Here is a 26,775-nt window from a genome sequence, read left to right on the forward strand (position 1 = left end):
TCGGGCATGATGGCGGGGCCTTTGGCGGCGTCGTTTTACTGGTTCATCCGACAAGCATAGAGGTAACGCCATGGATCGTGTGCTGATCGAGGCTCTGGCAGTTGAGACCGTGATAGGAGTCTATGACTGGGAGCGTACCATTCGCCAGCGTCTGGTGATCGATCTGGAGATGGCGACGGACATCCGTCCTGCCGCGACGGGGGATGATCTGACGCATACCCTTGATTATGCTGCCATCAGCGCTCGTATCCAGACCTACGCAGACGACAGCCAGTTCGAGCTGGTGGAGACCTTCGCGGAGCGTCTCGCCGCGCTGCTGCGGGAAGAATTCGGGATTCCCTGGCTCAGGATGACGGTGCGCAAGCCGGGGGCGGTCCCGGAGGCGCAAGCGGTGGGCGTGCGCATCGAGCGTGGCACGCTCGTGGATGTCAGCGCATGAGTCTGGTGCTTGTCTCCATCGGCAGCAACATCGAGCGTGATCATCACGTGCGAGTCTGCCTGGATGCCCTGGAGGCGACCTTCGGGGAGCTCACGCTGTCTTCCGTCTACGAAAGCGAGCCGGTGGGGTTCGTCGACGGGCGCAATTTCTACAATCTGGTGGCGGGATTCCACAGTGACTGGAGCGTCGGTGAGCTGCAAGCCTGGTGCAAGCAGGTCGAGTTCGCCAACGGACGCCTCGAGGGCAGCCCCAAGTTCAGTCCGCGTACGCTGGATATCGACATCCTGACGGTCGGTGAGCTGACCGGCGAGATCGACGGTGTCCTGCTGCCGCGCGAGGAAGTGGATCGCAATGCCTTCGTGCTGCTGCCACTGGCGGAAGCCTTCGCCGAGCAGCGCCACCCGGTGCGTGGGGTCGACTATGCCAGCCTGTGGCAGTCATTCGTCGAGCATGGGCATGCCGAGTCGCAGCCCTTGTGGCCGGTGGAGTTCAGCTGGCGTTGCCGGAGGATCTCCCGCACCGGCGTCGCGCCGTGATGAGGCGGCATTCTGCGCGGTCTGATCACGTCGCTGAATGACGCTCGAGCCATGACCTGCGCCACATGAAGCACGAACGCCCTGCCGGGTAGCCCGGCAGGGCGTTGCTGTTTTCATCGGAACCGTTTTCATCGTAGCCGTTTCATCGCAGCTACGCCTTTTCACGGCCGCCGAGACGCGCCGGGAGCGGCAGTGATCAGTCGTGATGCCCCTGCGGCGCGGACAGGCTATCGAGAGGCCAGCGTGGTACGGCCTTCATCGGGCCAGTGTCCTGCTCACCGGCGTTCAGTCGTTGTGCCCCCACGTAGGCGATCATGGCGCCATTGTCGGTACAGAAGCGACCGCGCGGATAGTAGGCGCGGGCGTTGCGCTTGGCCAGTTCATGGCTCAGGCGCTCGCGCAGGCGGGTATTGGCACTGACGCCGCCCGCCACGACCAGACGCTTGAGGCCGGTCTGATCCAGCGCGCGGCGGCACTTGATGACCAGGGTGTCGACCACGGCTTCCTCGAAGGCGCGCGCGATGTCGGCGCGATGCTGTGCGTCCGGCTCGCCACTGGCCTTTGCCTTCTTGAGGGTGACCATGGTGTGGGTCTTGAGGCCCGAGAAGCTGAAATCCAGTCCGGGGCGATCCGTCATCGGGCGCGGAAAGCGGTAGCGCTTCGGATCGCCCTGCTCGGCCAGCTTGGCAACCTGCGGCCCGCCGGGGTAGGGCAGTTCCAGCATCTTGGCGGCCTTGTCGAAGGCCTCGCCTGCGGCATCATCCACGGACTCGCCCAGCAGCTCGTACTCGCCCAGCCCGCGTACCGCCACCAGCTGTGTGTGACCACCGGAGACCAGCAGCGCCACGAAGGGGAATTCCGGTGCGTCGTCTTCCAGCATCGGGGCCAGCAGGTGGCCTTCCATGTGATGCACCCCGAGCACCGGAATCTGCCAGGCTCTGGCCAGGCCATGGGCCGTCGAGGCGCCGACCATCAAGGCGCCCACCAGCCCCGGGCCTGCGGTATAGGTGATGGCATCGATGTCAGCGGCTTTCAGATTCGCCTCGTCCATCACCTGCTGGATCAACGGCAGCAGCTTGCGGGTATGATCGCGAGAGGCCAGCTCCGGCACCACACCGCCGAATTCGGCGTGCATGGCGATCTGGCTGTAGAGGGCGTCTGCAAGCAGGCCCTGGTCCGTGTCGTAGATGGCGACGCCGGTCTCGTCGCAGGAAGTCTCGATGCCGAGCACACGCATGGCTGACTCTCAGGAAATATCAGAAGTAGAGGGCGGCACGGCCAGCGAGGCTGCCTGAGCGAGCCCGAGAGGCGAGGGTGCCGTGAATGCGCGATATTCTACTGGCTGTGAGCACGGGTGTCGCGCCAGCTGGCGTTATGCGAGAGACGATTTCCGGTTTCCGCGTTTGCAAAGGCGGGGACGGGTGTCTAGAATATGGCACTCTGCAAGACTGGGTCGTGCATCCGACCACCCCGCAAAAGCTCCCCGAATCATGATTCCAGCCAGCGACGGCTACCCTCACCGGTGGTGTCGCAGGCGACTGATTGATGCTGGATCGACCTGCAGGTGGCGGTTTACCGTCGCTGGCTGGTGGCTCCTGAGGAGTGGCTGCACCGGATGTGCGTTCAAACCGAACTCATGATCTCAAGGTAGGTGAGTGTTTAATGCCTTCAGTTAAAGTACGTGACAACGAGCCGTTCGACGTCGCCCTGCGCCGTTTCAAGCGCTCCTGCGAAAAAGCCGGTGTTCTTTCCGAAGTGCGTCGTCGTGAGCACTACGAGAAGCCGACCGCTGTTCGCAAGCGTCAGCAGGCGGCCGCTGTAAAGCGCCACGCCAAGAAGGTTCAGCGTGAGCGCAAGCGTTTCGAGCGTCTCTACTGATCCGTACTTTTGGGGAGTGATCCACTGCTCTCTGGAAGGACACCAAGCGGCTGCCTCACGGTGGCCGCTTGTTTTTGTCTCTGGTGATCCGTTTGTTCCCGAGTCGTGTGTCAGTTCACTGCACACGTTGCTGTTTCTCGAGGGATGGCCTGACCCGAGCGCTGTCGTCGATGTGATCGCCCGTTGGCGTGAGGTCGACTCACTGCGTTGGGGTCAGTCCGTTTTTCCATGACTTCTGGCGAACCATGGCTGGTCTCATCCCGCAAGGCTTCATAGACGATCTGCTGGCCCGTACCGATGTGGTCGAGGTGGTAGGTGAGCGTGTCCAGTTGAAGAAGGCTGGCAAGAGCTATGTCGGCCTGTGCCCCTTCCATCAGGAAAACTCTCCCTCGTTCAACGTCATTCCGGACAAGCAGTTCTATCACTGCTTCGGGTGCGGGGCGAGCGGCAGTGCCCTCAAGTTTCTGATGGAATTCGATCGTCTGCCGTTTCCGGAAGCGGTCGAGCAGCTCGCCTCGCGTCTGGCGCTCGAGGTGCCCCGTGAAGGCGGCAATCAGAGCCCCCATGAACGTCGCGAGCGCCAGCGCCGCGAGCAGGCCCGTGAAGAGGGTGTCAATCTGCTTGAGGCGGCGGCTGACTTCTATCGCCAGCGCCTGACGGAACCTGCCGCACAGCCCGCCCGTGAGTATCTTGAGGGGCGTGGGCTGTCGCGTGAGGTGATGCGCGATTTCGGTATCGGCTTTGCGCCCCAGGGCTGGGAACATCTCAAGCACCACCTGAGCAAGCTGGGTGTCAGCGAAGAGGTGCAGATCGAGTACGGCCTGCTGATCCATCACGAGGAGAGTGGGCGGCGCTATGACCGCTTCCGCGATCGCGTGATGTTCCCGATCCGTAACTGGAAGGGGCGCACCATCGCCTTCGGTGGTCGCGTGATGGGCGATGCAAAACCCAAATACCTGAATTCCCCCGAGACGCCTGTCTTCCACAAGGGGCGTGAGCTCTACGGCCTGTATGAGGCCCGCGAGGCGAATCGCAAGCTTGAGCGCATGCTGATCGTCGAGGGCTACATGGACGTCGTGGCGCTGGCGCAGTATGGCATTCGCAATGCCTGCGCCACCCTGGGCACCGCGACCAGTGAGGAACACCTCAAGCGCCTCTATCGGCTGGTCGATGAAGTGGTGTTCTGCTTCGACGGTGACAAGGCTGGCCGTCAGGCCGCGCGCCGGGCACTGGAGACGGTGCTGGACGTCATGATCGATGGCCGTCAGGCACGTTTCCTGTTCCTGCCTGAGGGTGAAGACCCGGATTCGCTGGTGCGCAGTGAAGGGCAGGAAGCCTTCGAGAAGCGGGTGACCTGCGCCTCGGGGCTCTCCGAGTTCCTGTTCGAGCAGGCGGCGGAAGGGCGCGACCTCAAGCGCATGGAGCAGCTGGAGCGCTTCGTGACCCAGGCACTGGAATGGATCTCCCGGGTGCCCGAGGGGGTGCTGCGTTCACTGCTGCTCAAGGAGCTGGAGCGCCGCAGTGGTCTGGAGCGTGAGCGGCTGGATGCCATGCTGGTGGAGCGTGCCGCGGCGCGTGATGCCCAGCAGGCGCGTCTCCGGCAGCATCAGCAGCTGCGTCAGTCGCACTCCGCCGCTCCGGCGGGGAATCGCCTGGAAGGTGGCAGTCTGAATGAACCGCAGGGTGGCGACTGGTCATCGCTGGATGCGATGGCAGATGCCGGCTTCGGTGAGCAGGATGCAGAGGGCTGGCAGCCGGAGGACTGGGCGCCACCCCCGGAGGCTGGTGGTGCCTCGGGTGGGCGGTCTCGTCCGGCCGCTGCCTCGCATGGCGCGGCGCGCAAGACGTCACCGCGTCACTCGGTCAGCATGCTGACGCGCCTGCTGCACCTTCTGGTGCATGAGCCGCAGCTGGTGGCGGAGCTGCCGGCCAGCGATGAATGGATCGAAGGCGCCGGCGAGCCGGCAGACAGTGAGGATGTCCGTCTGCTGGTCGAGGTGGTGAGATTGCTCAAGGCTGGCCAGTATCGTTCGCCTCAGGTGCTGCTGGCGCACTTTCTGGGCACTGCTCAGGGGCCGCGCCTCGAGCAGTTGGCCGCGCGTGAGTTGCTCATCCCGCGTGAAGTGCGCAGCGAGGAGCTGAAGGGGCTGGTGGAGCATTGCCAGCATCAGCTGGCGCGCACGTCACCCGAGGCGGAATACCAGGCCTTGCTGGCCAAGGAAAAGCAGGGCGAGAAGCTGTCGGCTGAGGAGAAGCAGCGGCTGATGGCCCTGCTGATGCAGCTGGCAACGCGGCGCTGAAACTCACGGAGCCTTTCGGTGACCGCATGTGGGAGATGGGCCGTCCTCGCGGATGAAAAAGCGTTGGCTGACCTTGAAAGACGCTCTCACACACACTATCTAATGGGGTAGTTCCCGATGCGGACTGCCGCAACGTAACCGATAACGCTAACACACCTGGATGGTCCGGCAAATACGCCGCTGGCAGCATCTCCCGATGGCACGCTATACTGGTGCGCTTGATGCTCTCTTCGTCCCTAACCGGCGCTTACTCGCTGAGCAGCGTCGCGTCCAGGTGCTTCATTCTTCTTCGTCGAGATTAGGGGTTCTATGGCTGGTAATGCGCAGCAGCAGTCGCGTCTCAAGGAGTTGATCGCGCGCGGCAAGGAACAGGGTTACCTGACCTATGCCGAGGTCAACGATCACCTGCCCGAGGATATCGCTGATCCAGAACAGGTGGAAGACATCATCAGCATGATCAACGATATGGGCATCAAGGTCGCTGAAGAAGCGCCTGATGCCGATACCTTGATGATGTCTGATTCCTCCACTGACGAGTCCGCCGCCGAAGAAGCCGTCGCTGCTCTCGCCGCGGTGGAAAGCGATGTGGGACGCACGACCGACCCGGTCCGCATGTACATGCGTGAAATGGGTACCGTCGAACTCCTGACCCGTGAAGGCGAGATCAAGATCGCCAAGCGGATCGAGGAAGGCACGCGTGAGGTCATGTCGTCTCTGGCCTTCCTGCCGGGAGCGGTCGACTCCATTCTCGAAGCCTACGATGGCACGCTCGGCGAGGACGGCGGACGTCTGTCCGACCTGTTCTCCGGTTTCATCGATCCGGATGAAGGCGTACCGGGTGTCGCTGAAGTCGAGGTCGAGGAAGTCGAGGAAGTCGAGGAAGGCGAGGAGTCTGAAGGCGAGGACGACGACGAGGACGACTCCGCTTCCGAGGGTGGTCCGGACCCTGAGCTTGCACGCGTGCGCTTCGAGCAGATTCGCGAGCAGAATGATCTGACCAAGGCCGCCATCGAGAAGTACGGTTCAGGTTCTCCCGAGGCCAAGGCCGAGCAGGAGCGTCTTGCCGAGCTGTTCTCGCCGATCAAGCTGGTGCCCAAGCACTTCGAGCGCCTCGTCGGTCAGGTTCGCGTGTCCGTCGAGCAGGTGCGCGAGCAGGAAAAGGTCATCCTGCAGATCTTCGTCAAGCGCGGCAAGGTGCCTCGCAAGAGCTTCATCAAGGCCTTCCCGGGCCACGAGTCCGACATGGACTGGTTCGACAGCTTCATCGGCGGCAGCAAGAAGTACGCCGACAAGCTCGAGCCGTTCCGTGCCGACGTGCTGCGTGCCCAGCGCAAGATCGCCTTCGAGCAGGACATGGTCCAGCTGCCGGTCAGCGAGCTCAAGGAAGTCAATCGTCGCCTGTCGATCGGTGAAGCCAAGGCGCGGCGTGCCAAGAAGGAAATGGTCGAGGCCAACCTGCGTCTGGTCATCTCCATCGCCAAGAAGTACACCAATCGTGGCCTGCAGTTCCTGGATCTCATCCAGGAAGGCAACATCGGCCTGATGAAGGCCGTGGACAAGTTCGAGTACCGTCGTGGTTACAAGTTCTCGACCTACGCCACCTGGTGGATCCGTCAGGCGATCACGCGCTCCATCGCGGATCAGGCGCGCACCATCCGTATTCCGGTGCACATGATCGAGACCATCAACAAGCTGAACCGTGTCTCGCGTCAGATGCTGCAGGAAATGGGTCGCGAGCCGACGCCGGAAGAGCTGGGTGAACGCCTCGAGATGCCGGAAGACAAGGTGCGTCGCGTGCTCAAGATCGCCAAGGAGCCCATCTCCATGGAGACGCCGATCGGTGACGACGATGATTCGCACCTGGGTGACTTCATCGAGGACGGCACCATGGTCTCACCGATCGACTCCGCCACCGGCGAAGGTCTGATCGAAGCGACCCGCGGCATCCTGTCCGGTCTGACCGCACGTGAAGCCAAGGTGCTGCGCATGCGTTTCGGTATCGACATGAACACCGACCACACCCTCGAGGAAGTCGGCAAGCAGTTCGATGTCACCCGTGAGCGTATCCGTCAGATCGAAGCGAAAGCGCTGCGCAAGCTGCGTCACCCGTCACGCTCCGAGTCACTGCGTTCCTTCATGGAAGAGTGATCTGAAGCGTTCGGGGCCACGGTTCAGCCGCTGGCCCCGCTGACAGCACAACGCCCGCCTCCCATGCGAATGGGAGGCGGGCGTTGTCGTTTCTGGACGCGAGTGAATGGCGTGGATGGCAGGCGGACATGATCGTCTTGCGATGCGCTGAGTGGTGGTTCCGTCAGGCTCCATGCCCCAGCTGATGCGAGGAAGAGGTCGCGGCCACGCTGAAGATGACGCGCCCCTTGACGCACTGGCGGGACACCGGGCCCATCTGCTCACTGCTCAAGCCATCGGGGTGCTCTCCGTACAGCCAGAGGCGGCCGTGGTGGTCGATGCGATCTACATGCTTGATCAGCCGTCCCAGCGTCGGGTGTTCCACCACGATGGTGGTACCCGGTGCCAGGGGCCAGTGTCCAGGCCAGCGCATGCTGATGACCAGACTGTGCTGCGGGAGGCGGGGGGCAAGACTATGACCGTGCAGGCGGTAGCTGTTGAACCAGCGCATGTGAGGCTCCTTGAAGGTGAGGGCATGACACGGTCGGGGTCTTGTCGGTGTCTTTCCTGAGCAGTGGTGATAGTTGTAGGGTATCCACTGCTTGGTAAAATATAATCATTCTCATTTGATGTCCAGGCATTCTCATCCCCGGACGGAGGGATGGTGCCGGGCAAGGGCCGAAAAAAAGCCGCGGCTCATGGTGAGCAGCGGCTTCTTCGGTATCACGAACGTGCGGGATTCTCGGGGTTCCAGCGGCGCTGGAGAGGGACTGGAGCGATGTGCGTCAGAGTGCGGCGTCGAGTTCGCGCAGTCGGGCACGGCGCTGGCGACCCATGCGAATGGCCAGCAGCACGATTTCGGCCACGGCGATCGCCATCAAGGTGTAGCCGAACAGTTCGGTGACTTCCTCGGCAGCATTCTTGACCGAGCGCAGGTAGGCGCTGCCCATCAGGGTTTCCCAGAACTCCGAGCGACCATAGAGGCGCGAGAAGACATAGGTGGCCAGGAAGCCGGCGCCAAACAATCCGAAGGCGAAGCTGCGACCGAAGTGTTCGAACTCGGCCACGAAGCGGGTGCGATGGCGCCATACGCCGATGATGACCGGAATCGCGACCACGCTGACCAGGATCTGCCAGCTGCCATCACCGAGCATGCCATCGAGCATGGCGTCCTGTTCACGGATCAATGACGCTGCGAACAGGCCGAACAGCAGCAGGCTGACGGTGCGCAGATCCGGCAGGCGTGAATGTACCAGCCACATGGTGGCGGCACTCAGCGCCAGCAGGGTGCTCTGCATGTGTTCCGTCCAGCTGGCTTCGCTGAAGCCGACATCGCCGAAGTGATGGGCATCATGCATTACCAGCGACATCATCGCTGCCACCACGGGGGCATAGATGGCCAGGCGCAGGCAGGCCTGCATGAACAGCGAGGTCGGCTTGCGACCATAAAGAGGCTGTTCGGCGCTGATGGGCAGCGGGACGGTATGGTGGTGTCGTGTCTGTGAGGTCAGGCGAGACAAGGGACTCTCCGGACAGTCCATGGACTGCCTGTCAGGGTGAGGGTGTCGTTTGCCTGCTCATTATAACGATGCAAAGGTGGCGGGTTAATATTGCCTTAAGAAAACTGTGAGGTGCCATTTGAGCATCGATGTCGCGTCATCAATCACTCATCCCTGTCTCAGTCGGTCGCGCTCGGCCTCTTCGACGATCCAGTCATGCACGGCCTGGATACGGCCATCGTCCAGAGTGCCGTGGGGATGGACGATGACGTAACGCTTGCCGGTCAGCACGCGCTCCGCGAACGGGGCAATCAGGATGCCGCTGTTCAGTTCATGGGTGATCAGGGTGCGTCTTGCCATGGCGACGCCCATGCCGGCGATGGCCGCTTCCATCGAGAGATGATTGCGATTGAAGGTATAGCCACGCTGAACGTTGACCTCCGGTGCGGCGATGCTCGCCAGGTAGAATTCCCATTCGGCATGGTCGTGGCTGCCGCGCCACGCAGTGACGTCATGCAGGAGGGGGTACCAGGCGAGATCCTGAGCATTGCGCAGTGGGGGGCGGCCGCGCATCAGGCCGGGGTGGCAGACGGGGAAGATCTCTTCTTCCATCAGCTCCGTGACCTGCATGCCGGGGTAGTGGCCATCGTTGAGGTCGACCGCCAGCTCGAAATCCCCCTCGCGCAAGGGTGAGTCACTGTCCTCGGCACGTACGTGCAGCTCGATGTCCGGGAAGCGTGCCTGCAGGCGGGGCAGGCGTGGTGCCAGCCATTTCGAGAGGAAAGACGGCACCGAGCGCAGGCGCAGCACGCCGCTCATCAGGCCGCTGCGCAGCCGCTTGACCTCCAGCCCCACTGCGCCGTAGGACTGCTCCACCACGCGTGCCAGACGCGCACCTTCCCCCGTCAGTTCCAGCCCGCGTGAACGGCGTAGAAACAGCTTGAAGCCCAGCCGCTCCTCCAGCTGCTTGATCTGCTGGCTGACTGCACCCGTGGTGACATGCAGTTCCTCGGCGGCACGCGTGAAGGAAGCGTGGCGCGCCGCACAGGCGAATACCTGAAGCCAGGCGTGGGTCTGGCCATTGAGATGGCGTGGGCTGATGGGGTGAGGCGTGGCGAGTGGCGAGTCGGAGGGCTTGGGCATGCTGGAACTCGTGCTGGCAAGAAACGACAGATGGATGCTGACTGAACAGGGGTGACGCTTATGACACAGTCTACGCCGTTTTTGTCTCGTATAGTTTAGTAAAACTAAAGCCATGGGCAATTTTTATGGTTTGTGACTGTGGTGCCCCTCCCTCATCATGGCGTCATTCACTCGCACGGCCACTGGCTCGGCGGGAACTCGAGATGAGGTGTCGTCATGTCCATCAGCGTATTTGATCTCTTCAAGGTCGGTGTCGGTCCGTCCAGCTCGCATACCGTGGGCCCGATGCGCGCTGCCGCACAATTCGTGGAAACGCTGCGCGCAAGGGATCTGCTCGAGCGTGTGGCGCGCATCGAGGTGCAGCTGCATGGCTCGCTGTCCGCGACCGGTGTCGGGCATGGCACCGACAAGGCTGCCATCCTCGGGTTGATGGGCGAGCTGCCCGAGACCATCGACCCGACCATCATCGAGCCCTGCGTCGAGGAGCTGCTGGAATCCCAGACGCTGCTGCTCGACAACCGCATCGCGGTGCCCTTCGTGTGGGTGCGCGACATGCAGTGGCACGACGAGCCCTTGCCCTATCACCCGAATGCCATGCGTCTGGTGGCGCATGGCTACCGTGAGGAGCTGTACCGCAATGTCTACTACTCGGTAGGCGGCGGCTTCGTGGTCGATGAGGTGGAAGCGGCGCGTGATCCGTTGCTGGAAGACGAAACCCTGCGCCTTCCCTATGAGTTCAATACCGCCAATGAGCTGCTGGCGCTGTGTCGCATGCACAAGATGCGCATCAGTGAGCTGATGATGGCCAATGAGTGCTCGTTGCGCAGCGAAGCTCAGGTGCGTCGCGGTCTGTGGCGCATCTGGGAGGTGATGAACGAATGCATCGACAACGGCCTCAGCCATGAGGGCATTCTGCCCGGCGGGCTCAACGTCAAGCGGCGTGCCAAGCGGCTGCACGCGCGCCTTCTGGATGTGGAGTCCAGCAAGTCGATCATCACCTCGACCTTCTCGGCGATGGATTGGGTCAACCTGTTCGCGCTGGCGGTCAATGAAGAGAATGCCGCTGGTGGTCGCATGGTCACCGCGCCGACCAATGGCGCGGCGGGCATCATTCCGGCGGTGCTCAGCTATTACATGAAATTCCAGGAGGATGCGCGCGAGGAGGATGTGGTCGATTTCCTGCTCACGGCGGCCTCGGTGGGCATCCTGTGCAAGAAGAACGCGTCCATCTCCGGGGCGGAAGTCGGCTGTCAGGGCGAGGTGGGTTCCGCCTGCGCGATGGCGGCGGCTGGCCTTGCCGAGCTGATGGGCGCGACGCCGGAGCAGGTCGAGAACGCCGCGGAAATCGGTCTCGAGCACAACCTGGGGCTGACCTGTGACCCGATCGGCGGCCTGGTGCAGATTCCCTGCATCGAGCGCAATGCGATTGCCTCGGTCAAGGCGATCAACGCCGCCCAGATGGCGATGTGTGGCGATGGGGATCATTTCGTCTCGCTGGACAAGGCGATCCGCACCATGCGCGACACCGGCCGCGACATGCAGGACAAGTACAAGGAAACCTCCAAGGGCGGGCTCGCCGTCAACGCCATCGAGTGCTGATGCGGCTCCCTGTTCCGACGCTCTCTTTTCTCTTCTGAAGTCTTGCCATCTTCGGAGGCTAACGCATGGTCTCCGGCCAGAGATCATGTGCTCGGCAACCCTCATTGACGCCTCTCGGCACGGATTTCCGTGACCGGGATGGCGTCTTTTTTGTGCGTCTCTTTCACCGACCGTCACCACCCGACGCCTGATATCTGGCAAGGAATCGTCCCCTTGCGCGTGCCCTGGCGGCAATCACCTGCCGCTGGCATCGCCATGCCCGATATTTCGCGCCTGTCGATGATCAAGCAGAAACTGATATATCGGCTATTGGTCGAGTGACGTGGGATGAGGCTGGCAGCGTGAGTGGCAGTGTTCTAGTTTACGTTAACGTTAATTGCGCTGAGTGCAACGCCCCTGTCGGGCGGCGTCAGCGCCTCTTCACTCAGCCTTGTCGCCACAGACACTGCCGGCTTGCCGGACAGGGACGGAGACCCGACATGCCATCACCTCCCATTCAGGGACCGTGCGCCAGTGGAGGTGCCTCTGCCACGGCGCCCATTCTCGAGACACGTGGCCTGAGCAAGGATTTTCGTGGTTTCACCGCCGTCGATGATGTCGATCTGCAGATTCAGGAAGGCCACATCCATGCGCTCATCGGACCGAATGGCGCAGGCAAGACCACGGTCTTCAACCTGCTGACCCGGTTCCTGCCCGCGACCCGTGGCGAGATTCTCTATCGTGGCAAGTCGATCACCCGCATGCGCTCGCATGAGATCGCGCGTCTCGGGCTGGTGCGTTCCTTCCAGATATCCGCAGTCTTCGCGCAGATGACGGTACTCGAGAATGTGCGGGTGGCACTGCAGCGCTCACAGGGCACCTCGTTTCACTTCTGGAAGTCCGAGCGCAGCCTCGACAGCCTCAATGAGCAGGCGTTGCATCTGCTGGAAGAGGTGGGGCTGCGCGAGGACGCCAACCGAGTGACGGCCAGTCTGCCCTATGGCCGCAAGCGTGCGCTGGAGCTCGCCACCACGCTGGCACTGGAGCCGACGGTGATGCTGCTGGATGAGCCGACCCAGGGCATGGGCGCCGAGGATGTAGACCGTGTGGTCGAGCTGATTCGCGTCGCGGCACGTGGGCGCACGGTGTTGATGGTCGAGCACAACCTGAGCGTGGTCAGTCGTCTGTGTGACCGCATCAGTGTGCTGGCGCGCGGACGCGTGCTGGCGGAAGGCGACTACGCCAGCGTATCGGCCGACCCCGAGGTGCGCGAGGCGTATCTGGGCAGCGAGGTGACCGATGTCACAGCGGATCAGCGCGAGGAAGTTTCATGACCGAGATTCTGGAAAGCCCGGCCAAGCGTCAGGCCCCTGCGAGTGACTCCGCCACGCCGCAAGAGCAGCTCTGCCTGCGCGAGCTGAACGCCTGGTATGGCGAGTCCCATGTGCTGCATGGCGTCAACATGACGGTGCGGCGCGGCGAGCTGGTGACCTTGCTGGGTCGCAATGGTGCCGGCCGCAGCAGCACGCTGCGCGCGATCATGAACATGGTCGGGCGGCGCAGTGGCGGGATCTTTCTCAAGGGTCGCGACACCATGAAGCTGGCACCGCATCACATCGCCCATCTCGGTGTGGGCTACTGTCCCGAGGAGCGTGGCATCTTCTCGAGTCTGAGCGTCGAGGAAAACCTGCTGTTGCCACCGATAGTCAAGGGCGCAGGGCATGGCCAGGGTCAGAGCCAGCGTCAGGGTCAGGGTCAGAATCAGGGCATGTCGCTGGATGAGCTCTACGCGCTGTTTCCCAATCTGCATGAGCGGCGCAACAGCCAGGGCACGCGCCTCTCCGGTGGCGAGCAGCAGATGCTGGCGCTGGCGCGCATCCTGAGAACCGGGGCCGACCTGCTGTTGCTGGATGAGATCACCGAGGGCCTCGCGCCGGTCATCAATCAGAAGCTGGGTGAGGTGCTGATGCTGCTGAAGGCGCGCGGCATGACCATCGTGCTGGTCGAGCAGAATTTCCGCTTTGCCGCACCGCTGGCCGACCGCCATTACCTGATGGAGCACGGCACCATTCTTGAGGAGATCACCGCCGCTGAGCTGCCGGCACGCCACGAATATCTGCACAAGGTACTGGGGGTCTGAACTCCCGGTCGGGGTGAGCTGCACCGGGCTTGCCGCCATGCACCGCCGTTGCATTCGCCAATCTGAAGTCCGTACGTCTCACCACAACAATCACAATATTGCCGGGTAAACCGGTCTGGAGATGTCATGCACGCCACCGTTTCATCCAACGCCACTCCTGTCGCATCACCGTTGTCACGCCGCATCACGGCGGCCACACGCCGGCGCCTGTGGCCGCTGTCCGCGCTCATGATGGGGTCACTGCTGTCGGCGGGAATCGCGCAGGCCGATATCAGTGACGGCGTGATCAAGATCGGCTATCTGGCCGACATGTCGGGTACCTATCGTGACCTGGCAGGCCCGGGCGGCCTGGATGCGCTCAAGATGGCGGTCGAGGACTTCGGCGGCAGCGTCAACGGCATGCCGATCGAGGTATTGAGTGCCGATGACCGCAACAGCGCCGATGTCGGTGCCAATACGGTGCGCGGCTGGATCGATCAGCAGAATGTCGACATGGTCGCAGGCCTGGTGGCCTCATCGGTGAGCATCGCGGTGACGCGGATTCTCGCCGAACAGGACACGCTGGGAATCGTCTCTGGCTCGGCGGCCTCCAGCATCACCAATGAGCATTGCACGCCCAATCATGTCCACTGGGTGTATGACACCTATCCGCTGGCGCATGGCACGGCCAAGGCCATCGTCGATGAAGGCGGCGACAGCTGGTTCCTGCTGACTGCGGATTATGCCTTCGGTCATGCCCTGGAAGGGGATGTGGAAAAGGTGGTGACCGAGAACGGCGGGAGCATCGTCGGCAAGGTGCGTCATCCGTTCCCGACCAGTGATTTCTCCTCCTACATCCTGCAGGCGCAGGGTTCCGGCGCCAAGATCGTCGGGCTGGCCAACGCCGGGGCGGACACCGTCAATGCGTTGACCACGGCGAGTCAGTTCGGCGTGGTGCAGTCGGGGCAGTCGCTGGCCGGGCTGTTGATCTTCCTCAACGACGTGCACGCGCTGGGGCTTGAGGTCGCGCAGGGGCTGCAGCTCACCACCGGCTGGTACTGGGACCTCAATGACGAGACGCGTGCCTGGTCCCAGCGCTATCACGAGCGCAATGCGCGCATGCCGACCATGGTCCAGGCCGGCATCTACTCAAGCACCCTGCATTACCTGAATGCGGTGGCAGCCACCGGCAGTGATGACACCGCCACCGTACGGGCGAAGATGGGCGAGACGCCGGTCAATGACATGTTCGCCAACAACGGCACCATCCGTGCCGATGGGCGCATGGTGCACGACATGTACCTGGTCAAGGTCAAGACGCCCGCCGAGTCCCAAGGCGAGTGGGACGTCTATGACGTGATCCGCACTATTCCCGGCGCTGAGGCCTACCGACCGCTGGCGGACAGCCAGTGCGAGCTGGTCAAGGGCTGAAGCCGAACGTCAGTCGAGTCGCTGAGACGTATGGCATGGCGCTGCCGGTCAGATGATCGGCAGCGCCGAGCGGCTGACGCGAATGGGCGCTGAAAAGGAATGTGCGGATGACCATGATTTTTGGAATACCCCTGATGGTGCTGTTCGGTCAGCTGATGCTGGGGCTGATCAACGGTGCCTTCTATGCATTGCTGAGTCTTGGGCTGGCGGTGATCTTCGGTCTGTTGCGCATCATCAACTTCGCGCATGGTGCCCAGTACATGCTGGGCGCCTTCGCGGCGCTGCTGGGAGCGCAATATCTGGGGCTCAACTACTGGACGGCGCTGATCGTGGTGCCGCTGGTGGTGGGTGCGCTGGGCATTGTTGTCGAGCGCTTCCTGCTGCGCCGCATCCAGCATCTTGATCACCTCTATGGCCTGCTGCTGACCTTCGGGCTGGCGCTGATCCTCGAGGGCACGCTGGTGAATCTGTTCGGTGTCTCGGGGTCGAGCTACCCGATTCCCGAGGCGCTGAGTGGCGGCTTCAAGCTGAGCTTCATGTTCCTGCCCACCTATCGCGCTTGGGTGCTGGTGGCGGCACTGGTGGTCTGCTTCGGAGTCTGGTTCCTGATCGAGCGCACGCGTCTCGGTGCCTATCTGCGCGCGGGAACCGAGAATCCTGAGCTGGTGCAGGCCTTCGGCATCAATGTGCCCTTGATGGTGTCACTGACCTACGGACTCGGCGTGGCGCTGGCCGCCTTCGCCGGCGTGCTGGCCGCACCCTTGTATCCTGTCTCGCCGACCATGGGCTCGAGCTTGCTGATCGTGGTGTTCGCGGTGGTGGTCATCGGCGGAATGGGCTCGATTCTCGGTGCCATCCTCACCGGGCTCGCGATGGGGCTGATCGAGGGGCTGACCAAGGTGTTCTATCCCGAGGCCGCCAATACCGTGATCTTCGTGGTGATGGTGATGGTCTTGATGCTTCGCCCCGCCGGGCTGTTCGGAAAGGAGGCCTGACATGGCCGTACTGCAACAGGACCACCAGGCCGCGCGTGCAGGCAGCGCGCCGCGCAGAATCACCCCGCTGGGCGTGCTGTATCTCATGCTGTTCCTGCTCGGGTTGCTGGCGCCCTGGGTCGCCTATCCCGTCTTTCTGATGAAGATTCTGTGCTTCGCGCTGTTCGCGAGCGCCTTCAATCTGCTGCTCGGCTTCGTGGGGCTGCTGTCCTTCGGGCACGCCGCCTTCCTGGCCACGGGCGCCTATATCACCGGCTTCTTGCTCGCGGAATACCCGGGCCTGAGTCCGGCACTGGGCATCATGGCCGGTACGCTCGGCGCGGTAGTGCTGGGTACGCTGTTCGGGGCGCTGGCCATCCGACGACAGGGCATCTACTTCGCGATGATCACGCTGGCCCTGGCCCAGATGATGTTCTTCTTCTTCATCCAGGCGCCGTTCACCCATGGGGAAGATGGCCTGCATGGCGTGCCGCGCGGTGAGCTGTTCGGCGTGTTCGATCTGGCGGACAACCACACGCTCTATTACGTCGTGTTCGCGATCTTCGTGGCGGCCTTTGCCCTGATCCGCCGTGTGGTGCATTCCCCCTTCGGTCAGGTGCTGAAGGCGATTCGCGAGAACGAGCCGCGTGCCATCTCGCTGGGCTATCACACCGATGCCTACAAGCTGGTCGCCTTCGTGCTGTCGGCGGGGCTGGCGGGCCTTGCGGGAGCGACCAAGACGCTGGTGTTCCAGCTCGCCTCGCTGGGCGATGCCAGCTGGCACATGTCGGGGGAGGTGATCCTGATGACATTGCTGGGCGGCGTCGGCACGCTGCTCGGACCACTGGTGGGTTCCGGGCTGGTCATCGGGCTGCAGCATCAGCTGGCGCAGTCCGCGCTGGGGGATTGGGTCAGCGTGATACTGGGCGCCATCTTCGTGGTCTGCGTGCTCAGCTTCCGCAGCGGCATCATCGGGGAATGCCAACGCTGGATCGCGCGTCGTCAGCAGCGGGAAGAAAAATGAGCGGCGAGGGTAGGGATGAGAAGCATGGTCAGCAAGAAGGTGCGGGTGGCGCGTACTGCTCTTAAGCAAAGAAAATCAATGGCTTGCCGATGACTTCAGGCATAAAAAAAGTCCACCCAAGTGGGTGGACTTAAATGCCATTGTATATCGAGGGGGATACGCCGGTCCCGGATCCTCGACTCAGCAATGAGCACGCCATGCGAGATAGCCGCCATTTGCCATCTCGCTTTATAGATTGCATACCTGGTGCCAGCTTTCTAGCAAGTTATTCAAAATCAATAGCTTGAGTGTTTTCTCTTCGCCAGATGCCTGCCAGGTGGCGGTCAGGCGAGTCGAGGCGTGCGCATTGCCGGGCGGATCATGGTGCGTTGCAGCATGGTTGTGCACCAAATATGTGCCATTTTTCGAGCATATCCGTACGTCATCAATAGCTTATGTGCTTTTCAGGCATCGGCCTGTCCGCTAGCACTGTATCTGCACGGCATCCCCCTCGAGGCGAACCGGCCACACCTGAAGCGAGAGCGTCTCGTCATCCAGGCATTGGCCATCCTTGAGTCGATAGCGCTGCTTGTAGAGCGGCGAGATCACCAGTGGCTCACCGGCATGATCGCCCAGCAGACCGCGGGCGATCACGTTGGCGCCGGATACCGGATCATGATGGTCGATGGCGAACAGCGTGAGGGCGTCGCTGTCCGCGCTGGAGGGTAGCGTGAACAGCGCGATCTGGAAGTCCTGGCCGGCCTGTTCCAGCCAGGCGGCCACCCCGGAGCCCGGCACCAGGTCCCCGCGCTGACAGAGTGTCACCCAGCGAAGTGGCGACTCCTCCTTGGTTGAGGTGTCAGGTGCCGTGTCCTGTGCCGTGTGGCACGTTGTGGAGAGCGGTGTGGAAGCGAGTGCAGGCGATGTCATGAGCGCACCTCCGTGGCCAGGTTGGCCGTCAGTTCTGTTGCCAGGCTGATGCCTGAGTCCGTTCCCTCATCGAGAGAGCCGCCGTCACTGGTGATCAGCTCGCCGCGGCTTGCCGGGCGTATCTGGTCACGCTCGATGATGTTGACCACGGCCGGGTCGGGTCGCTGGTCATTCACGTAGTGGCGGAAGCGCTTGAGCTTCTCGGGACTCTTGAGGGCATTGGCCCATTCGCACTCGTAGCGGTCCACCACCTGTTGCATCTGCTCCTCGAGGGTCTCGCCAAGCCCCAGACTGTCCTCGAGAATCACCTCCTTCAGATAGTCGAGCCCGCCTTCGAGGCCCTCGCGCCAGACAGAGGTGCGCTGCAGGCGATCGGCGGTGCGAATGTAGAACATCAGGAAGCGGTCGATGGTGCGGATCAGTGTCTCGTCATCCAGATCGGTCGCGAACAGCTCCGCGTGACGCGGGCGCATGCCGCCGTTGCCGCAGACGTAGAGGTTCCAGCCGTTCTCGGTGGCGATCACGCCGACATCCTTGCTCTGGGCCTCGGCGCATTCGCGGGTACAGCCGGAGACGGCGAACTTGAGCTTGTGCGGTGAACGCAGGCCCTTGTAGCGGTCTTCCAGCGTCAGCGCCATCGCCATGCTGTCCTGCACGCCATAGCGACACCAGGTGCTGCCGATGCAGGATTTCACCGTACGGGTGGACTTGCCGTAGGCGTGGCCGGTCTCGAAGCCGGCGGCGATCAATTCACCCCAGATATCCGGCAGTTCATGCAGCTGGGCGCCGAAGAGGTCGATGCGTTGCCCGCCGGTGATCTTGGTATAGAGGTTGTAGCGCTTGCCGATCTCGCCGATGGCGATCAGCTTGTCCGGCGTGATCTCGCCGCCGGGAATGCGTGGCACCACGGAGTAGGTGCCGTTCTTCTGCATGTTGGCCATGAAGGTGTCATTGGTGTCCTGCAGCGGAATGTGCGAGGCCTCGGTGATCGGCGCATTCCAGCACGAGGCCAGAATCGAGCCCACTGCGGGCTTGCAGACCTCGCAGCCCAGGGCATCGGGATGGCGACCGTGGCTGGCCATCAGCTCGGCGAAGGTCTGGATGCCTTCGACGCGCACCAGCGAGTAGAGCTCCTGACGGGTATGCGCGAAGTGCTCGCACAGCGAGCGATCGACCTCGACGCCACGACTTTCCAGCTCGGCATCCACCACCTTCTTGAGCAGCGCCGCACAGCCCCCGCAGCCGGTACTGGCCTTGGTGCAGGCCTTGATGGCGCCCAGATCGCTGTTGCCGGCGTCGATGGCGCTGCACACATCCCCCTTGGAAACGTTGTGGCAGGAGCACAGGGTGGCGCTGTCAGGCAGGGCATCCGCGCCCAGGGTGATGGACTCGCCACTGGCATTCGGCAGGATGAGTGCCGCTGGGTCCTTGGGCGCCGCGATGCCATTGGTGACGTACTGCAGCAGGGTGTCGTAGCGCGAGTTGTCACCGATCAGCACCGCGCCCAGTACCTGCTTGCGGTCCTGCGAGACGACAAGGCGTCGATAGACGCCGTCGGCCTCGTCACAGTAACGATAGCTGATCGCGCCTTCGCTCTTGCCGTGGGCGTCACCGATGGAGCCGACATCCACCCCCAGCAGCTTGAGCTTGGTGGACATGTCGGCGCCCTGGAAGCGGAAGCGCTCCTGCGCATCGCTTGTGGCATCGCCTGTGCTGGCGGCCAGCAGGGACGCCACGCCGCGGGCCATCTGATAGCCTGGCGCGACCAGCCCGAAGATGCGCGATTGCCACAGAGCGCACTCGCCGATGGCGAAGATTTCCGGGTCCGAGGTGCGGCATTCGTCATCGATGATGATGCCGCCGCGCTCGCCGATCTCGAGGCTGGCGCTGCGTGCCAGTGCATCCTGAGGACGGATGCCGGCGGAAAACACGATCAGATCCGCTTCCAGATGCTCACCGTCGGAGAAATTCATCCGCCACTGGTATTCCTCGCCGGGCACGATGTCGGTGGTGGCGCGATTGAGGTGCACTCCCACGCCCAGCGCAGTGATGTGTTGCTTGAGTGCCAGGCCGCCATCCTCATCCAGCTGCACCGGCATCAGGCGTGGCGCGAATTCGACCACATGCGCCTCCAGGCCGAGTGACTTGAGGGCGTTGGCGGCCTCAAGTCCCAGCAGGCCGCCACCGACCACCACGCCTCGTGTCTTGCCGTCGGCAGCGGCGCGTATCTGGTCGAGGTCTTCCAGGGTGCGGTAGACCAGCCGATTGCTGGCGGCAGCCTCGCTGCCTGGCTCGCCAAGGCCCTGGATGGGCGGCACGAAAGGCGTGGAGCCGGTGGCCAGCACCAGGCTGTCGTAGGGATAGCGCCCTTGGGGAGTGATGACATGGCCGCCGTCGCGATCGATCGCCGTGACGCACTCGTCGAGGTGCAGCGTGATACCGGCGCTGGCGTAATCCTCCACGCTGCCGAGCGCGAGAGATTCGGCATCGCGTCCGGTGAAGTACTCCGAGAGATGTACGCGGTCGTAGGCGATGTGGCGCTCTTCGCCGAAGACATGAATCTGGTAGTGCGCGGTGGCGCCCAGCGCGATCAGCTGCTCGACGCAATGATGGCCTACCATGCCATTGCCGATGATGATCAGGTGTTTCATGCGGCCTCCTCGAAGGTGTCAGGGGTGGTGTCGCGATCAGGATGTTGAGATGCAGTGTTCTGGTGGGTCGCTCTGCCGCCGGGGTCATTCGGTGGGCCAGAGGGTGTCTCGTCCAGTTGTGCCAGCGCTTGTGCGGGCATGAGCAGCAGGTCGTCACGAATCGCTGTCAGTGGCGTGCCTGCCTTGAGGGCTTCGAACAGCGCGTTGCCGGCACTGACATCGCCGTAGAGCACCACGCCGACCAGACGCTCATCGCGCAGCAATAGTCGGCGGTAGTCACCCAGGGCGTGGTCCTGATAGACCAGCACCTCGTCAGTGGGATGTGGCATCAGCTCGCCGCAGCTGTAGAGGTCGATACCGCTGACCTTGAGACGCGTCGCCAGGGGGGCATTGCGATAGGGAGGGGTCGCTTGCTCAAGAAGATGGCGTGCGAGCACCTCGATCTGTGCCCAGATGGGCTCGATCAGACCGAAGGTCTCGCCCTCCACCTCACAGCATTCGCCCAGCGCGTGAATGTGCGGATCGCTCGTGAGCAGGTGGCCATCGACCTGGATGGCGCGCTGGCAGGCCAGCCCCGCAGCACGCGCAAGCTCGATCTCGGGGCGAATGCCGGTGGCGGCGATGGTCAGTCCGGCGTGCAGTTCACGGCCATCCTTGAGACGCACGCCAGTGATGCGGCCCGCCGGCGTCTCGAGCCATTGCTCAAGATGCGCGTCGGTGATGATCTCGAGGCCGCGCTCGCTCAGCTCCTGCTCCAGCAAGCCAGCGGCCACGTCATCCAGCTGACGGTTCATCAGGCGCTCGCTGCGCTGTAGTAGCGTCACCTCAAGGCCACCCTTGCGCAGGCCCTCGGCGGCCTCGAGCCCCAGCAGGCCGCCGCCGATCACCAGGGCATTGCCGTCGTGACCGGCTCCGGTGCGACAGGCGGCCTGCATCTGCTCGACATCCCTGAGGTCACGAAAGCCCATCAGTCCCGGTGGCCAGTCATTGGCATCCAGTGCCTGAGGCAGGTGAGCGGGGAGCGGCAGTGGCAGCGCCGGGCGTGACCCCGTGGCGATCACCAGACGCTGATAGGGAATGCGGCGACCGCTGGCGGTCTCGACACAGCGGGCGGCGCGGTCGATCTGACAGGCGGGATCACCGCTGATCCGTGTGATGCCATGCAGCGAGAACCAGTCGGCCTGCTGGCTGATCAGGTCATCGGCTTGCGTCTCGCCCGCCAATAGTGGGGAGAGCTGAATGCGGTTGTAGGGCAGGTGAGGCTCTTCACCGATCACCGTGACTGTCCAGGGGAGCTGGCGATCAGGTGACAGCGCGACCAGTTGCTCCAGCAGCTTCTGCGCCGCCATGCCATGACCGATGATGATCAGGGACGGGGTCGTGTCGCCGGTGGAAGATGACGGATGCATGCTGCCTCCTTGCGATGGGATATCGAGTGCAAAAAAAAAGCGCCTGCTTGCCGCCGTGAAGTTCACGACGTCAAGCAGGCGCCTTTGCCTGGAAGATGAGGGCTAAGCATTGGATAGCGAGTTGCAGTGCTGCGCGACGATACGGCTGTCACTCGGGACTGCGGCAGGTCTGACGGACCGTTGGCTGCCGTGCATCCACATGGATGCGCGGCGAGACCTGCGATTCGGGGTCGTCATTGACCCAACCTGTCAGGAATACAGCGAATTTGGTGCCGCCTGAGGAAAAACCACCAACTTTCATTGGTTTGTGAGTATTTCGATGTCGAGGGTCAGGTGTTTTCGAGTGGCTTGAGGCGCCATGGGAGCCGCCTGTCGTGAGGGAATGGTGCAGGAAGTCTCAAGGATGCACAGGGCTGGTGCGACAAGGCGGAGAGAGCGGCAGGGTCTTGCGGCTCCTGTCGACAGACTGGTGAGGCTGAATTGTGCAAGTTGCTGTTATCAAAGAGAAAGAGAAAGGGTTGGTCTGGTATCTGCCTCTTTTACCGCATTCATGTGCAGACATGACTGAGGGATCCATGTTCGCGTCAGCAATGACGTCGGGCATTACATCCGGCCAATGGCGGCTTGATCAGTCAGTCCGCGCGATGACCCGAACCGGGTCAGATACCTAGTCAGTGAACAGATATCAGCAACAGGCAAAGGCGCCTGATGACCGCACGCTTCGTGCTCGGTCGTCAGGCGCCTTTTTCGTGGTCAACGTTCTGTGCTCAATGCACCAGGGAGTGATGTCGATGCAAGTCAGGAATCCCCCAGACGCCCCGCAACCTGCTAGATGTCGTGCCACCACCACCTGCCCGTATTGCGGTGTCGGATGTGGTGTGGCGGTCGAGCTTGAGCAGGACCAGGATAGTGTGCGCATCGTGTCGTTGAGTGGTGATGTCGCGCATCCGGCCAACCATGGCCGGCTCTGCGTCAAGGGCTCCGCGCTTGCCGAGACGCTGTCGGCCGATGGGCGTCTGACGATGCCGCAGGTGCGTGATGAGGCCGGGGTATTGCGAGAGGTGAGCTGGGAGACGGCGCTGAACCTGATCGCCGCACGCTTTGCTGATCTGAGCAGGACGCATGGCGGAGAAAGCATCGCCGCCTATCTCTCGGGGCAGCTGCTGACCGAGGACTATTACGTCGCCAACAAGCTGTTCAAGGGCTTCATCGGTACCCCTCATCTGGATACCAATTCGCGACTGTGCATGGCCTCGGCCGTCGTGGCTCACAAGCGTGCCTTCGGAGCGGACGCCGTGCCCTGCAGTTACGAGGACCTCGAGCGTGCCGAGCTGGTCGTGCTGGTCGGCAGCAATCTGGCCTGGAACCATCCGGTGCTGTTTCAGCGGCTCAAGCAGGCGCGTATCGACAATCCGTTGCTGCGAATCGTGGTGATCGACCCCCGGGTGACCGACAGCTGCGAGATCGCCGATCTCTATCTTGGCCTGCGTCCCGGCAGTGATGCGCGTCTCTTCAATGGTCTGCTGGCCTACATGGCAGATCGCGGACGCCTGGATCGCCTCTATCTGAAGGCGCACACCCAGGGCTTCGATGCGGCGCTCAAGGCGGCAAGGCGGGAAGACTGCTCGCTGGCGGCAATCGCGCGTGACTGTGATGTCGATGTGGAGCGTCTCGAGACTTTCTATTACTGGTTCGCGACCCAGTTGCATGTGGTGACGCTGTTCTCCCAGGGCGTAAACCAATCGACCAGCGGTACCGACAAGGGCAATGCGATCATCAATTGCCATCTGGCCGGGGGCAAGCTCGGGCTGCCGGGGGCGGGACCGTTCTCGATCACCGGACAGCCCAACGCGATGGGCGGCCGGGAAGTCGGTGGGCTGGCCAATCAGCTGGCGGCACACATGGACTACGAGACGCCGGGCGCGCGGGAGCTGGTCGGTGAATTCTGGAACGCCCCGAATATCCCTCAGGGGCCGGGGCACAAGGCGGTCGAACTGTTCGCGGCGATCGAGCGTGGAGAGATACAGGCGCTATGGATCATGGCGACCAATCCGGCGGTCAGTCTGCCGGACAGTACGCGCGTACGTGCGGCGCTGGCGGCCTGTCCGCTGGTGATCGTCTCCGAGTGCATGGCGGACAGCGACACCCTGGCGTATGCCGATGTGGTGTTGCCGGCCAGCAGCTGGAGCGAGAAGGATGGCACCGTCACCAATTCCGAGCGCTGCATCTCGCGTCAGCGTGGGTTGCTCGCACCGCCGGGCGAGGCACGTCACGACTGGTGGCAGCTGGCGGAGGTCGGCAAGCGCATGGGGTACCAGGCGGCATTTGGCTACTCGGGGCCCCACGCGATCTTCCGTGAGCACGCCAGGTTGTCCGGCTTCCGCAACGTCGCGCCACGTCACAAGGCGGGCAGCAAGCCTCTGGCGGCTTCCTCGATCAGGCGGCTGTTCAACATCGCGCCGCTGGCCGAGCTGGATCGCGAGGGCTATGACGCGCTCAGACCGATTCAATGGCCGGTACGGCGTGGTGAGAAGGGGGAGCTCATCGGCACATTGCGGTTGTTCGAGGATGCCACCTTCAATACGCCCAATGGTCGCGCACGGCTGGTGCCCGTGACCCCGCAATTGCCGCATCAGGCGCTGAGTGATGCGACACCGCTGCGCCTCAATACCGGTCGCATTCGTGATCAGTGGCACACCATGACACGGACTGCGCGCAGCGCGCGCCTGATGAATCATCGCGCCGAACCCTTCGTGGAGCTTCACCCGCAGGATGCCGCGGCTCGCGGCCTGCAAGACGGGGCTCTGGCGCAGCTTGCAGGGCGTGATGAGCAGGGGAGCGTGCGTGGCGACTATCGTGCGCGTGTGCGTATCAGTCATGGCCAGCGTCAGGGTGAGGTGTTCATCCCCATGCACTGGAATGATCACTTCGCCAGTCACGGGCGTGCCGGGGCGTTGCTGGCCGGCCTGGTCGATCCTCTCTCCGGTCAGCCGGAATCCAAGCATGGCGCGGTCGATGTCATGCCACTGCCCTGTGAATGGCAGGCCACCTTGCTGATCGCCCCTGGCGTATGGGGTGGGCATGAAGATCTTGCAGGCGCGATGGCAGAGCTCGAGGGATGCTATTGGGCGCGCATCCCGCAGGCGACATTGGTGCGCTGTCAGCTGGCAGGGGAAGGGCAGCCGGATTGGGCGCTCTGGTGTGAAAGGCATCTGAGTGTTCAGGCGGGGCTCTGGGCACAGGATGTGGCACAGGGAGGCATCAGTGCCGCAGGTTTTCGTGAGGGACGGCTGATCTGGTGGTTGAAGGTCACCGCTGGCGCGGCACGCTCCGACCGACAGCCCAACATTGCCTGGCTGGGGGAATGTTTCGCCTCTGACCAGCTTTCTGCACTTGAGCGTCGCAGTCTCCTCGCCGGACGCCTCTCTGGTCAGGCGGATGTCGGGACGATGGTATGCGCCTGCCATCAGGTCGGCGAACTCACGATTCGGCAGGCTATCCAGTCGGGTGACCGTTGCGTGGAAGCATTGGGGGCGCGATTGGCCTGCGGCACTCGCTGTGGCTCCTGCCTGCCTGAACTCAAACGTCTTGTGGAAGAGGAGCGATCCGATGAGCGGACTGATTCGTTGGAAATGGCGTGATCTGATGGCATCGAGCATCAATTCAGCAACCCTCGGCATCTCCATGGCACGGCTGACGGAAGGCTTGCTGTCGCGTCGCGAGTGGCGTGCCATTGGCGGGCAGGCACGATCACGGGCTGATGCCGGGGCCATCACGCCTGCCTGGGGCGGGCTTCTTCCGGGGCAGGTCGCGTTGGTCGGAGCCGGCCCGGGGGATCCGGATCTGATGACGCTCAAGGCCTGGAGAATGCTCAATGCAGCGGATGCCGTGGTCTATGATCGCCTGGTCGGTGACGAGATTCTGGCTCAGCTCCCGATGCACTGTGAGCGCTATTACGTCGGCAAGGCCTGCGGCAATCACAGCGTACCCCAGGACGAGATCGGCGCGCTGATGGTGCGTCTGGCCAAGGAGGGTATGCGTGTGGTCAGGCTCAAGGGCGGGGATCCCGGTATCTTCGGTCGCATGGGAGAAGAGCTGGCGGCACTTGATGAGGCTGGCATCACCCGTCATGTCGTTCCCGGCATCACCGCGGCCGCCGGTGCGGCAGCTTCGCTGGGCATGCCGCTCACCGACAGGGCTCATGCTCAGCGGCTGCGATTCGTGACCGCCCAGCTGTGCAGTCGGAATGACCAGCCCGAATGGCAGCAGCTGGCACGCCGGGATGAAACGTTGCTCTTCTATATGGGGCTGAATCGCCTCGACACCATCTGTGATGAGCTGCAGCGCCATGGTCTGCCGTCAGACTGGCCGATGATGCTGGTGGCCAATGCGAGCCTCCCCGAGCAGCAGGCCTTGCACGGCACCCTGGGTGACATGGTGGCTCGTCTGGCAGAACGCCCGCTGCCGACACCCTGCCTGATCATCGTGGGCAGCGTATGCGAGATGGCAGCGGGGCGAGACCTCGTGATGGCTGCGGCCATGGCACATTCCTCAGAGCGCGAAGCGCGTGTCGCCTGACAAGATCAGCCGCGCCGAGGCGGCTGCAAGGTGGCCAGTCTTGTCACGGGGTCAGAAGGGGAGTCGTCCTGGAGGGCATGTGGATGAATCTTTTAACCACAGGGCCTTGAAATCAGGCCGGTGAATGCGTAAAGTACGCATCCGCTGCCGGGGACGCATGGCGTTACCAGCGGTGAAAGA

The 26,775-nt window shown here is 62.9% G+C and carries 20 protein-coding genes; 13 read left to right on the forward strand and 7 right to left on the reverse strand.

All coding sequences use genetic code 11. The annotated features are described in order from the left end of the window. Nucleotides 1-70 precede the first annotated feature (70 nt). The gene (folB, locus tag QD228_RS12165; RefSeq protein ID WP_176503628.1) at nt 71-439 is read left to right on the forward strand and encodes a dihydroneopterin aldolase; all 369 of its coding nucleotides are present in this window, start codon (nt 71-73) and stop codon (nt 437-439) included. Further along, nucleotides 436-975: a 2-amino-4-hydroxy-6-hydroxymethyldihydropteridine diphosphokinase gene (gene folK, locus QD228_RS12170; RefSeq protein WP_279875691.1), complete on the forward strand. Its 540-nt coding sequence runs from the start codon at nt 436-438 to the stop codon at nt 973-975. The genes folB and folK overlap by 4 nt, the downstream gene beginning before the upstream one ends. Nucleotides 976-1,171: 196 nt before the next feature. On the opposite strand, the gene tsaD is transcribed toward folK, so the two are convergent. Continuing rightward, nucleotides 1,172-2,212, reverse strand: a complete 1,041-nt coding sequence (tsaD, locus tag QD228_RS12175) for a tRNA (adenosine(37)-N6)-threonylcarbamoyltransferase complex transferase subunit TsaD (protein ID WP_191237685.1) — start codon at nt 2,210-2,212, stop codon at nt 1,172-1,174. Between the two features lie 425 nt (nt 2,213-2,637). Between tsaD and rpsU the strand changes: the two genes are divergently transcribed. From rpsU to rpoD, 3 genes are all read left to right on the forward strand, one after another. Then, complete coding sequence (rpsU, locus tag QD228_RS12180; RefSeq protein WP_024951433.1) at nt 2,638-2,853, forward strand: 30S ribosomal protein S21; 216 nt, start codon at nt 2,638-2,640, stop codon at nt 2,851-2,853. A 245-nt stretch (nt 2,854-3,098) separates the two neighbouring features. Beyond that, a complete protein-coding gene (gene dnaG / locus QD228_RS12185) occupies nt 3,099-5,153 on the forward strand; it encodes a DNA primase (protein WP_279875692.1) in 2,055 nt (684 codons plus the stop codon). Between the two features lie 309 nt (nt 5,154-5,462). Further along, complete coding sequence (gene rpoD, locus QD228_RS12190; protein WP_077378116.1) at nt 5,463-7,301, forward strand: RNA polymerase sigma factor RpoD; 1,839 nt, start codon at nt 5,463-5,465, stop codon at nt 7,299-7,301. Between the two features lie 163 nt (nt 7,302-7,464). On the opposite strand, the gene QD228_RS12195 is transcribed toward rpoD, so the two are convergent. The 3 genes from QD228_RS12195 to QD228_RS12205 all read right to left on the reverse strand — a co-directional run bounded on the left by QD228_RS12195 (nt 7,465) and on the right by QD228_RS12205 (nt 9,922). Then, nucleotides 7,465-7,791: a S24/S26 family peptidase gene (locus tag QD228_RS12195; protein ID WP_077378119.1), complete on the reverse strand. Its 327-nt coding sequence runs from the start codon at nt 7,789-7,791 to the stop codon at nt 7,465-7,467. Nucleotides 7,792-8,065: 274 nt separating this feature from the next. Continuing rightward, the gene (locus QD228_RS12200) at nt 8,066-8,800 is read right to left on the reverse strand and encodes a hypothetical protein (protein ID WP_103751455.1); all 735 of its coding nucleotides are present in this window, start codon (nt 8,798-8,800) and stop codon (nt 8,066-8,068) included. A 147-nt stretch (nt 8,801-8,947) separates the two neighbouring features. Beyond that, nucleotides 8,948-9,922 carry a LysR substrate-binding domain-containing protein gene (locus tag QD228_RS12205; RefSeq protein ID WP_279875693.1) on the reverse strand — a complete coding sequence of 325 codons (975 nt, stop codon included), beginning with the start codon at nt 9,920-9,922 and terminating at the stop codon, nt 8,948-8,950. 216 nt (nt 9,923-10,138) lie between these two features. On the opposite strand from QD228_RS12205, the gene QD228_RS12210 reads away from it, so the two are divergent. The 6 genes from QD228_RS12210 to QD228_RS12235 all read left to right on the forward strand — a co-directional run bounded on the left by QD228_RS12210 (nt 10,139) and on the right by QD228_RS12235 (nt 17,048). After that, entirely contained in the window at nt 10,139-11,521 is a 1,383-nt protein-coding gene (locus QD228_RS12210) for an L-serine ammonia-lyase (protein WP_077378125.1), read from the forward strand. A 479-nt stretch (nt 11,522-12,000) separates the two neighbouring features. After that, on the forward strand, nt 12,001-12,834 hold the full coding sequence (locus QD228_RS12215; protein ID WP_279875694.1) for an ABC transporter ATP-binding protein: 834 nt from the start codon (nt 12,001-12,003) through the stop codon (nt 12,832-12,834). Further along, nucleotides 12,831-13,640 carry an ABC transporter ATP-binding protein gene (locus QD228_RS12220; RefSeq protein ID WP_279875695.1) on the forward strand — a complete coding sequence of 270 codons (810 nt, stop codon included), beginning with the start codon at nt 12,831-12,833 and terminating at the stop codon, nt 13,638-13,640. Before QD228_RS12215 ends, QD228_RS12220 begins: the two co-directional genes overlap by 4 nt. A gap of 228 nt (nt 13,641-13,868) precedes the next feature. Continuing rightward, nucleotides 13,869-15,050: an ABC transporter substrate-binding protein gene (locus QD228_RS12225; RefSeq protein WP_103751461.1), complete on the forward strand. Its 1,182-nt coding sequence runs from the start codon at nt 13,869-13,871 to the stop codon at nt 15,048-15,050. 107 nt (nt 15,051-15,157) lie between these two features. Then, on the forward strand, nt 15,158-16,045 hold the full coding sequence (locus QD228_RS12230) for a branched-chain amino acid ABC transporter permease (RefSeq protein WP_279875696.1): 888 nt from the start codon (nt 15,158-15,160) through the stop codon (nt 16,043-16,045). Between the two features lie 85 nt (nt 16,046-16,130). Next, nucleotides 16,131-17,048 (forward strand): branched-chain amino acid ABC transporter permease, encoded by a 918-nt coding sequence (locus QD228_RS12235; RefSeq protein WP_279875706.1) that lies wholly within the window; start codon nt 16,131-16,133, stop codon nt 17,046-17,048. A 462-nt stretch (nt 17,049-17,510) separates the two neighbouring features. On the opposite strand, the gene nirD is transcribed toward QD228_RS12235, so the two are convergent. From nirD to QD228_RS12250, 3 genes are read right to left on the reverse strand one after another with little or no spacing between them, the layout of a single operon-like run. Then, a complete protein-coding gene (nirD, locus tag QD228_RS12240; protein WP_279875697.1) occupies nt 17,511-17,957 on the reverse strand; it encodes a nitrite reductase small subunit NirD in 447 nt (148 codons plus the stop codon). Then, entirely contained in the window at nt 17,954-20,608 is a 2,655-nt protein-coding gene (gene nirB, locus QD228_RS12245) for a nitrite reductase large subunit NirB (protein ID WP_279875698.1), read from the reverse strand. Before nirB ends, nirD begins: the two co-directional genes overlap by 4 nt. Next, the gene (locus QD228_RS12250) at nt 20,605-22,017 is read right to left on the reverse strand and encodes an FAD-dependent oxidoreductase (protein ID WP_279875699.1); all 1,413 of its coding nucleotides are present in this window, start codon (nt 22,015-22,017) and stop codon (nt 20,605-20,607) included. The genes nirB and QD228_RS12250 overlap by 4 nt, the downstream gene beginning before the upstream one ends. A 791-nt stretch (nt 22,018-22,808) precedes the next feature. Between QD228_RS12250 and QD228_RS12255 the strand changes: the two genes are divergently transcribed. Beyond that, nucleotides 22,809-25,658: a nitrate reductase gene (locus QD228_RS12255; RefSeq protein WP_279875700.1), complete on the forward strand. Its 2,850-nt coding sequence runs from the start codon at nt 22,809-22,811 to the stop codon at nt 25,656-25,658. Then, nucleotides 25,627-26,595, forward strand: coding sequence for a uroporphyrinogen-III C-methyltransferase (gene cobA, locus QD228_RS12260; RefSeq protein WP_279875701.1), 969 nt, complete (start codon nt 25,627-25,629; stop codon nt 26,593-26,595). The genes QD228_RS12255 and cobA overlap by 32 nt, the downstream gene beginning before the upstream one ends. Nucleotides 26,596-26,775 lie beyond the last annotated feature (180 nt).

This window comes from Cobetia sp. 3AK, assembly GCF_029846335.1.
Taxonomy (GTDB): Bacteria; Pseudomonadota; Gammaproteobacteria; order Pseudomonadales; family Halomonadaceae; genus Cobetia; species Cobetia marina.